Below are 9,179 nucleotides of genomic sequence, written 5' to 3'. Positions count from 1 at the left end.
GGATGATCGATCCACGATCAACGTACTTGGTGGGTTCGGCGTACTTCTGCAGCCATCCGATCACCAGCGGGCGGATCAGCTGACCGACGATGAACGGGATCAGCAGCTGCACGACGATGTCGAGGATCGACGAGAAGTCGACGGTCGCCTGGCCGGTGGTGTTCATCAGCAGAACCACCAGCAGCGGCGTGACGAAGACGCCGATCAGGTTGGAGAACGACGCACTGACGATCGCGCCGGCGACGTTTCCCTTGGCGATCGAAGTGAACGCGATCGACGACTGAACCGTCGACGGAACGAGGCACATGTAGAGGAGGCCGGTGTAGAGGTCGTCGCTGATCAGGGTCGGCGACAGGAATCGCAGAGCTAGGCCGATCAACGGGAAGAGCACAAATGTCGCGGCAAGGACGACGGTGTGCAGTCGCCAGTGCTTGACGCCCTTCCAGGCTTCCTGCGGCGAGAGTCGTGCGCCGTAGAGCAGGAACAAGAAGCCGATGGCGATCTTGGTGGCCCAGTTCAGAATGCTCTCCGCGGTACCCGATACCGGGAACACACTTCCGAGCACGCCGGCGATGATGATGCCGAGGATGAACCCGTCGATGTAGAACCTACTGAGAAACTTCACCTGGCTAAGGATAACGGCGTGCGTCGACGGGCGGCCCGATGTGCCACTCGATCACTTTCTGGCGTCAACCTTCGTACCGACTTCGTGTCACACTGCGAGGCTCACAACTCGCCAACATCACCCGCATAGACAACGTGCTCAGCGATCGCGGATGGACGCGAGATCTCACCCCTCCGCCAGCAAGTTTCGACCAGCGGCCGCCGGAGACAGGGTTAACGCCATCATGAGCGACGACGAACACGACGCCTGGCACGTCTCCCCGGGCATGATCTTCGCGGGGCTGGTCGGCGCGATCCTGTGGAATCTGCTGACCTGGCTGATCGGTCTGCCCTCGAGCTCCTCGCACGCCCTGTTCGGCGGGCTGATCGGGGCCGTGTGGGTCGGGGCGGGCAGCCACGGCGTCGACTTCGGCAAGGTCGTCGAGAAGGTGCTGGTGCCGGCGGTGGCCTCGCCCGTCGTGGCCGGTGTCGCCGCGCTGCTCGCCACCCACCTCGCCTACCGGCTCACCGACCGGGCCGGCGGCGACTCCGTCACCCGGGGCTTCCGCATCGGCCAGATCGCCTCCGCCTCGCTGGTCTCCCTCGCCCACGGCACGAACGACGCGCAGAAGACCATGGGCGTCATCACCCTCACGCTGATCTCGGCCGGTGCCCTCGGCCACCATGCCGGTCCGCCCCTGTGGGTCGTCGCGTCCGCGGGCCTGGCCATCGGCCTCGGTACCTACCTCGGCGGCTGGCGGATCATCCGCACGTTGGGCAAGGGCCTCACCGAGATCCGGTCGCCGCAGGGCTTCGCCGCCGAGACCGCTTCCGCGACCGTCATCCTGACCTCCACGCACCTCGGCTTCGCGCTGTCCACCACCCAGGTGGCCTCGGGCAGCATCCTGGGGGCGGGTCTCGGCCGCAGGCTCGCGGAGGTCCGCTGGGGCGTCGCGGGCCGGATGGCGGTCGCCTGGACGGTCACCCTGCCCGCCGCCGCGCTGGTCGGTGGACTGGCCGCCGCCATCGTGCGGGTCGGCGGTGACATCGGCACGGCTGCCGTCGCCCTGGTCGGCGCGGCCCTCGCCGTGGGCATCGTCGCCGTCTCGCGCCGCGACCCGGTGCACGCGCACAATGTCAACGACGCCCGAGAGCCCGCCATCCGCACCGAGCCGTCGGCCGAGGTCGGCACGGCTGCCTGAGCGACAGGGAAGCGAACGTGGAGGACATCGATCTGGCGGCCGGAGGCGGCAGCGGCTTCTGGCCCACCGGCGTCGTGATGCTCGTCGTCATCACCGTCATCGTGGTGCTGATCGGTGCCCGGCGAAACCGCAACGCCAGAAAGGGAACCGGAGGGCCGGGGAAGTAGGAAGGGCGAAGAGCGAAGGCCCCGTACCCGGCACGGGTACGGGGCCCACCGTCCCCTCTTCCCTTCTCACCCGACCGGCGACATCGCGGGTCAAGCGATACGGAGGAGGATCAAGCCTTCTTGGTCTCCCAGAAGATCTTGTCGATCTGGGCGATGTAGTCCAGCGCCTTCTGGCCGGTGGCCGGGTCGGTCGAGCCCTTGGCGGCCGAGAGGGCCTTCAGGGTGTCGTTGACCAGCTGGTGCAGCTCCGGGTACTTCTCGAAGTGCGGGGGCTTGAAGTAGTCGCTCCAGAGCACCGAGACGTGGTGCTTCGCGAGCTCGGCGCGCTGCTCCTTGATGACGGTGGCGCGCGCCTGGAAGTGCGGGTCGTCGTTGGCGGCCATCTTCTCCTGCACGGCCTTCACCGACTCCGCCTCGATGCGGGCCTGGGCGGGGTCGTACACACCGCAGGGAAGGTCGCAGTGGGCACTGACCTTGACCTTGGGGGCAAACAGGCGGGAAAGCATGGAGCATTCCTTCCTCGTGATCGTCTTCTCACAGGGGACATTACTCCGTGAGGGACGGCTTTTGGCGGGTGCCCCCATGGGCTTAGGACAAAAGTCCGGGGTGAGACTGAGACTGGTGGAGGAAGAACCGGGGAGGTGCCGGGTGATGCCGGAGCTGTCGCAGGAGTCCGGGCGGGGGAGGCCGGCCCCGCCCTTCGGGGTGGCCGAGGTCACCGGGCCGTCCATGGTGCCCACGCTGTACCACGGGGACCGGCTCCTGGTGCACTACGGAGCCCGGGTCGGGCCCGGCGACGTCGTCGTGCTGCGGCACCCCTTCCAGCAGGACCTGCTGGTCGTCAAGCGGATCGCCCAGCGCCGTGACGGCGGCTGGTGGGTGCTCGGGGACAACACGTACGCCGGCGGCGACAGCACCGACTACGGCGTCGTGCCCGACGACCTGGTGCTGGGGCGGGTCCGGTTCCGCTACCGGCCGCGCAGGTCCGGTCGGCGGTCGCCCTGGGCGCTGCTGGGCTGGGCGCTGTCGGCGGCCAGGCCCGTGCTCTCGGGCAGGTCGGGCCGGGTGGCCTCCAGGCGCTTGCGGGCGCGGTAGGCCGCCACGTTGGCGCGGGTCGCGCACCGGTCGGAACAGTAGCGCCGGGAGCGGTTGGTGGAGGTGTCGAGGTAGGCGTTGCGGCAGGGCGCGGCCTCGCACAGGCCGAGGCGGTCCGCGCCGTGCTCGGTCAGGTGGAACGCCAGGCCCATCGCCGCGATCGCCGCGTAGCCCGCCGTCGCGTTCGACGGGTGGTCCGCCAGGTGCATGTGCCACAGGGGGCGGCCGTCGTCGTCGCGGAAGTCGTGCCCGGAGATCTGCGGGCTCACCGGGAACTCCAGCAGCAAGGAGTTCAGCAGGTCGACGGCGAGCCTCTCGTCGCCGATGTCGGCCGCCTCGAAGACGGCACGCAGCCGGGCCCGGACCGAGCGGAAGCGGGTCACGTCCGCGTCGGTGGCGCGGCGGGCCGCCGACTGGCTGGGCCCGAACAGATCGCGGACGGCCTCCACCGACGTCAGGGCGTCCTTGCCCCGGGCCGGTTCCTCGGTGTTGACGAGGCGCACGGCGTAGTCCGAGTAATAGGCCAGTTCCACTTATAGTCCTTACGAAGGGGCTTTGAGGTCGAGAGCGTGCACGTGTAAGAGCTGATGGCGCTTCCAGGGTATTACGAGGGAGGGGCAGGGGCTCGATGACGGACGCCGACACCACCACGGCCACCGCCGGCTGGCATGCCTGGCAGGAGAGCTGGGACCGGCAGCAGGAGTGGTACCTGCCCGACCGCGAGGAGCGGTTCCAAGGACCCCGACTGGCCGTCGAAGCTGCCGTACGACTCGTACGACGCCGTCCTGACCGCGACGGCCCTGCACTGGCTGCACCGGGAACCCCTCGCGGACCTCTACGGCCGGATCGCGGGACTCGTCCGCGCCGGCGGTGTCTTCATGAACGCGGACCACATGATCGACGAGACGACGCCCCGGATCAACGCGGCGGAGCACGCGCAGCGGCACGCCCGTATGGATCAGGCCAAACGGGACGGCATCCTCGACTGGGCCGAGTGGTGGCAGCTCGCGGCCGAGGACCCGGTCCTCGCGGAGCCCACCGCCCGGCGCCACGAGATCTACGGCGAGCACGCGGACGGCGACATGCCGTCGGCCCAGTGGCACGCGCGCGTGCTGCGCGACAAGGGGTTCGGCGAGGCCAGGCCGGTGTGGTGCTCGCCCTCGGGCACCCTGCTGCTGGCCCTCAAGCAGCACAGACGAAGGGGGCGGCACGGAAACTCCGTACCGCCCCCTCGCCGTGCGTACCGTCAGAGCACCTTGGACAGGAACGACTTCGTCCGCTCGTGCTGCGGGTTGGTCAGCACCTCGCGCGGGTGACCGGATTCGACCACCACACCGCCGTCCATGAAGACCAGGCTGTCGCCCACCTCGCGGGCGAAGCCCATCTCATGGGTGACGACGATCATCGTCATGCCGGACTCGGCCAGGTCGCGCATGACGTCCAGGACGTCACCGACCAGCTCCGGGTCGAGCGCCGAGGTCGGCTCGTCGAACAGCATCAGCTTCGGGTCCATGGCGAGGGCCCGGGCGATGGCGACGCGCTGCTGCTGACCGCCGGAGAGCTGGGAGGGGTAGTTGCCCGCCTTGTCGGCGAGGCCCACCCGGTCCAGGAGCTCCTGGGCGCGCGTGCGGGCCTGACTCCTGCTCACGCCCTTGACCTGGACCGGCGCCTCCATGACGTTCTCGACGGCCGTCATGTGCGGGAACAGGTTGAAGCGCTGGAAGACCATGCCGATGTCCCGGCGCTTGACCGCGACCTCGCTGTCCTTCAGCTCGTAGAGCTTGTCGCCCTTCTGCCGGTAGCCGACCAGCTCGCCGTCGACGTACAGACGGCCGGCGTTGATCTTCTCCAGGTGGTTGATGCACCTCAGGAAGGTCGACTTGCCGGAGCCGGAGGGGCCGATGAGGCAGAACACCTCGCCGGACTTCACCTCCAGGTCGATCCCCTTGAGGACTTCTACGGGGCCGAAGGACTTGTGGACGCCCTCGGCCTTGACCATGGCGGTCATGCGGTGCCTCCCGTCGACGAGCGGTTGGACAGGGACAGCACGTTCGCCTTGATCTTCTGGAACGGGGTGGCCGGCAGCGACCGGCTCGAACCACGCGCGTAGTACCGCTCCAGGTAGTACTGGCCGATGCTGAAGACCGAGGTCAGCAGCAGGTACCAGGCTGCCGCCAGGAACAGCATCTCGGCGGGGGCGCCGGAGGTCTGGCCGATGTCCTGAGCCGCTCGCAGCAGCTCGGGGTACTGGACGACCGAGACCAGCGAGGTCGTCTTCAGCATGTTGATGACCTCGTTGCCCGTCGGCGGCACGATGACGCGCATCGCCTGCGGGATGACGATCCGGCGCAGCGTCTTGGTGTGGCTCATGCCCAGCGCGTGCGACGCCTCGGTCTGGCCCTCGTCGACCGAGAGCAGACCGGCACGGCAGATCTCCGCCATGTACGCGGCCTCGTTCAGGCCGAGGCCCAGCAGCGCCGTCAGGAACGGGGTCATGAAGTCCGACCACTCGTCCTTGTAGAACGGCCCGAGGTTGATGTACTCGAAGACCAGGCCCAGGTTGAACCAGACGATCAGCTGGACCAGGACCGGGGTGCCGCGGAAGAACCAGATGTAGAACCACGCGATCGACGAGGTCACCGGGTTCTTCGACAGGCGCATCACGGCGAGCAGGACGCCGCCGATGATGCCGATCGCCATGGACAGGACGGTCAGCAGGAGGGTCTTGCCGACGCCGTCCAGGATGCGGTCGTCGAAGAAGTAGTCCGGGATCGCGTCCCAGTTGATCTTGCCTTGGGAGAACGCGTAGACGATGCCGCCCAGCAGGGCGAGCGCGACGACGGCGGAGACGTACCGCCCGTAGTGCCGGACCGGGATGGCCTTGATGGCCTCCGGCCCGGCAGGGGGCGTGTCAGCCGGCGTCTTGTCGATGTCAACAGTCACGGGTGTTGCCTTTCAGTGCCGCTAGGGCGCGGTCACTTGCCGCCGTTGATGGTGGCTTCCTGCACGGAGCCGTCCGTGACGCCCCACTTCTTCATGATCTTCTCGTACTCGCCGTTCTTGATGACGGCGTCGAGGGCGGCCTTGAGGGCGTCCCGCAGCTGCGTCTGGTTCTTGGCGACCGCGATGCCGTACGGGGCGGCCTCGACCTGCTCGCCGACCAGCTGGAAGTCCTTGCCGCCGCCGGAGGTCTTCACCGCGTACGCGGCGACCGGGAAGTCGGACGAGCCGGCGTCGGCGCCGCCCGCGCGCAGGCGGGTCTGGGCCTGCTGGTCGTTGTCGAAGGGCTCGATGGCGATCTTCTTGCCGGCCGGGCACTTCTTCGACTCCGCCTTGGCGAGGTCCTCGGAGACCGTGCCGCGCTGCAGCACGATCTTCTTGCCGCACAGGTCGGACCAGGTCTTGATGCCCTGGTCGTCGCCCTTCTTGGTGTAGATCGACACACCGGCCGTGAAGTAGTCCACGAAGTCGACGCCTTCACCGACCTTCTTGCCGGTGTCGGAGTCGATGCCCTCCTGGCGGTCCTTGGTGTCGGTCATCGCGGACATGGCGATGTCGTACCGCTTGGAGCGCAGACCCGTGATCAGCGTGTCGAAGGTGCCGTTCTCGAACTGGAAGTCGACCCCGAGCTGCTTGCCCATGGCAGCGGCGAGGTCCGGGTCGATGCCGACCGTCTTGCCCGAGTTGTCCTTGAACTCGACCGGGGCGTAGGCGATGTCGGAACCGACCTTGATGACACCCTTGTCGCGGATGGCCTGGGGCAACTTGTCGGCGAGCGGGGCCGAGGCCGCCGTGTCGCTGGAGCCGTTGTCCTTGGTCTGGTCACCGCATCCGGTGAGCATCAGCGCGCCTGCGACCGCGATCGCACCGACCGCTGCTAGCCGGGAGTGCGCGGCGGTCGTACGACGGGTGGAGCTTGCGGTCATGGTGGGTTCCTCCGGCGGATGGGTGGAGTTGCCGATGGGGCGGGCCGCTGCCGATGGGTTCGGTACGGCCGAGGCATGCCGAAGGGTTCGGCAGTGCCGTGGGTCGACGAGAGCACACCTCTTCGAGTGTCGCGACCTCGTGTGATTACGGCATCTTGCCATTCGGACTGCGCGATTCTGGGGGCCAGCCATGTCAAAATCGGATAACGGGCGACCCCCGAACCGCACCACTCCGGTACATCACGGCCGGACCTTCTGCAGGAATCACCCGTTCCGGCCGGAAGATCTTCGGTAAATCCCGAGATTTCGATACGGGGACCGCGGGCTTCACAGATGGTTGAGTGGGTGTGGCTGGTTTGTCCAGGTCTTGTCCCGGTTTTGGACGAAGAGTCAGGGCCTTGTCATGTGACCTTCGCGTTATGGACTCGTCCCCGATGCCGTCCGTCCGGTAAGAAGGGTCTTTACACCCCTCATCCGGGGCTCAGGGCGCGTGTGCGGCGCGCCCGTCGCGTACGCGCCCGTACGAATACACGTACAAGCACGACATGGGTCTACGCGGTGCCCGCCCACCCCTCACCAGGAGTGGCCACCCTCAAAACAATGAAGATTTAAGGGGTAAAACGAAGTGGCAGCGGAGATCGTCAATCCTCGCAGCGAGAGCAAGACCGGCGATACGGAACACGAGGGCAGTGCGGAGCCCCTCGACTCCTTCGATCCGGCGTTCGCCCTGCACCGCGGCGGCAAGATGGCCGTGCAGGCCACCGTGCCGGTCCGTGACAAGGACGACCTGTCCCTGGCGTACACGCCCGGCGTCGCGAAGGTGTGCAGCGCGATCGCGGAGCAGCCGGAGCTCGTGCACGACTACACGTGGAAGTCGTCGGTCGTGGCCGTCGTGACGGACGGTACGGCCGTGCTGGGGCTCGGTGACATCGGGCCCGAGGCCTCCCTCCCGGTCATGGAGGGCAAGGCGATTCTGTTCAAGCAGTTCGGCGGCGTGGACGCGGTGCCGATCGCCCTGAACTGCACGGACGTCGACGAGATCGTCGAGACCGTGGTGCGGCTCGCGCCGTCGTTCGGCGGGGTCAACCTGGAGGACATCTCGGCACCCCGGTGCTTCGAGGTCGAGCGGAAGCTGCAGGAGCGGCTCGACATCCCGGTCTTCCACGACGACCAGCACGGTACGGCCGTGGTGACGCTGGCGGCCCTGCGGAACGCCGCGCGGCTGAGCGGGCGGGCGCTCGGTGAGCTGCGGGCGGTCATCTCCGGCGCCGGTGCGGCCGGTGTCGCCATCGCCAAGATGCTGGTCGAGGCCGGCATCGGGGATGTCGCGGTGGCCGACCGCAAGGGTGTCGTGTCGGCGGACCGGGACGACCTCACGGCGGTCAAGCAGGAGCTGGCCGGGTTCACGAACAAGGCCGGGATCACCGGGTCGCTGGAGGCGGCGCTGGACGGGGCCGATGTGTTCATCGGTGTGTCCGGTGGCACGGTTCCGGAGTCCGCGGTGGCGACGATGGCCGAGGGCGCGTTCGTCTTCGCCATGGCGAACCCGAACCCCGAGGTGCATCCCGAGGTCGCGCACAAGTACGCGGCGGTCGTCGCGACCGGGCGGTCGGACTTCCCGAACCAGATCAACAACGTGCTGGCGTTCCCGGGGATCTTCGCGGGTGCGCTGCAGGTGCGGGCCTCCCGGATCACCGAGGGGATGAAGCTGGCCGCCGCCGAGGCACTGGCGGCCGTGGTCGGGGACGATCTCGCCGCCGACTACGTCATTCCGTCGCCGTTCGACGAGCGGGTCGCTCCGGCGGTCACGGCCGCGGTGGCGGCGGCGGCTCGGGCCGAGGGTGTGGCCCGGCGCTGACGTGACGCCGGCGTTTGTGTGATGTGGCCCCGCCCGAGATCGGGCGGGGCCATTTCTTTGCGTTCGGGTGGGGCTGTTCGGGTGACTGTTCGGGTGGTGCGGGTCGTGTCGCCTGTGGCTGCTCGGTGGGGGTGCGCGTCTTCGCGTGCCGCCGGGGGTGGGTCGGGCCGCGCCGGGGGGTGTCCGTCCTCGGAACGGCGCGATGGGGTTGCACGCCGCCTGACTGTTCGTTGACGCGCCAACCGCTGCGGGCGGACACCCCCCGACACGGCCCCTTCTCGCCGTGCGCGGGTGCGGGCCGCTCGTACGGCGGCACCGACCCCCGGAC

The 9,179-nt window shown here is 68.3% G+C and carries 8 protein-coding genes and 3 pseudogenes; 5 read left to right on the top strand and 6 right to left on the bottom strand.

The window, feature by feature from the left end; genetic code table 11:
• Nucleotides 1-565: bile acid:sodium symporter (locus ABT116_RS09370; protein WP_351630078.1), on the bottom strand; the 565-nt coding region annotated here is incomplete at its 3' end.
• A 313-nt stretch (nt 566-878) separates the two neighbouring features.
• On the opposite strand from ABT116_RS09370, the pseudogene ABT116_RS09365 reads away from it, so the two are divergent.
• Together ABT116_RS09365 and ABT116_RS09360 are read left to right on the top strand one after the other, a co-directional pair.
• Nucleotides 879-1,805 (top strand): annotated as a pseudogene (locus ABT116_RS09365) (inorganic phosphate transporter); the annotation flags it as partial.
• Between the two features lie 17 nt (nt 1,806-1,822).
• Nucleotides 1,823-1,972 carry a hypothetical protein gene (locus ABT116_RS09360; protein WP_351630075.1) on the top strand — a complete coding sequence of 50 codons (150 nt, stop codon included), beginning with the start codon at nt 1,823-1,825 and terminating at the stop codon, nt 1,970-1,972.
• A 110-nt stretch (nt 1,973-2,082) separates the two neighbouring features.
• On the opposite strand, the gene sodN is transcribed toward ABT116_RS09360, so the two are convergent.
• Nucleotides 2,083-2,478, bottom strand: a complete 396-nt coding sequence (gene sodN / locus ABT116_RS09355) for a superoxide dismutase, Ni (RefSeq protein WP_031140564.1) — start codon at nt 2,476-2,478, stop codon at nt 2,083-2,085.
• Between sodN and sodX the strand changes: the two are divergent.
• Nucleotides 2,390-2,875 (top strand): annotated as a pseudogene (gene sodX, locus ABT116_RS09350) (nickel-type superoxide dismutase maturation protease); the annotation flags it as partial. The gene sodN and the pseudogene sodX overlap by 89 nt on opposite strands.
• Before the next feature lie 65 nt (nt 2,876-2,940).
• Here the strand turns inward: sodX and ABT116_RS09345 are convergent.
• Nucleotides 2,941-3,600 (bottom strand): CGNR zinc finger domain-containing protein, encoded by a 660-nt coding sequence (locus ABT116_RS09345; protein WP_351630072.1) that lies wholly within the window; start codon nt 3,598-3,600, stop codon nt 2,941-2,943.
• 95 nt (nt 3,601-3,695) lie between these two features.
• Here ABT116_RS09345 and ABT116_RS09340 point away from each other — a divergent pair.
• Nucleotides 3,696-4,254, top strand: a pseudogene (locus ABT116_RS09340) (class I SAM-dependent methyltransferase); the annotation flags it as partial.
• Nucleotides 4,255-4,313: 59 nt separating this feature from the next.
• Here ABT116_RS09340 and ABT116_RS09335 read toward each other — a convergent pair.
• The 3 genes from ABT116_RS09335 to ABT116_RS09325 are packed head-to-tail and all read right to left on the bottom strand — an operon-like array spanning nt 4,314 to nt 6,993.
• Nucleotides 4,314-5,075, bottom strand: a complete 762-nt coding sequence (locus ABT116_RS09335; protein ID WP_033313541.1) for an amino acid ABC transporter ATP-binding protein — start codon at nt 5,073-5,075, stop codon at nt 4,314-4,316.
• On the bottom strand, nt 5,072-6,010 hold the full coding sequence (locus tag ABT116_RS09330) for an amino acid ABC transporter permease (RefSeq protein WP_351630069.1): 939 nt from the start codon (nt 6,008-6,010) through the stop codon (nt 5,072-5,074). Before ABT116_RS09330 ends, ABT116_RS09335 begins: the two co-directional genes overlap by 4 nt.
• Nucleotides 6,011-6,042: 32 nt before the next feature.
• Nucleotides 6,043-6,993: an ABC transporter substrate-binding protein gene (locus tag ABT116_RS09325; protein ID WP_351630066.1), complete on the bottom strand. Its 951-nt coding sequence runs from the start codon at nt 6,991-6,993 to the stop codon at nt 6,043-6,045.
• A gap of 625 nt (nt 6,994-7,618) precedes the next feature.
• Here ABT116_RS09325 and ABT116_RS09320 point away from each other — a divergent pair.
• Nucleotides 7,619-8,851: an NAD(P)-dependent malic enzyme gene (locus ABT116_RS09320; protein ID WP_351630063.1), complete on the top strand. Its 1,233-nt coding sequence runs from the start codon at nt 7,619-7,621 to the stop codon at nt 8,849-8,851.
• Nucleotides 8,852-9,179 lie beyond the last annotated feature (328 nt).

The organism is Streptomyces sp. NPDC002130, assembly GCF_040296465.1.
Taxonomy (GTDB): Bacteria; Actinomycetota; Actinomycetes; order Streptomycetales; family Streptomycetaceae; genus Streptomyces.
Note: the sequence above shows the minus strand (reverse complement) of the source record. Positions and strands in the feature narration are given on the sequence as shown.

Coding starts and splice junctions, on each gene's coding strand:
- sodN (WP_031140564.1), bottom strand. CDS start 2,478: ATGCTTTCCCGCCTGTTTGCCCCCAAGGTCAAGGTCAGTGCCCACTGC.
- ABT116_RS09335 (WP_033313541.1), bottom strand. CDS start 5,075: ATGACCGCCATGGTCAAGGCCGAGGGCGTCCACAAGTCCTTCGGCCCC.
- ABT116_RS09325 (WP_351630066.1), bottom strand. CDS start 6,993: ATGACCGCAAGCTCCACCCGTCGTACGACCGCCGCGCACTCCCGGCTA.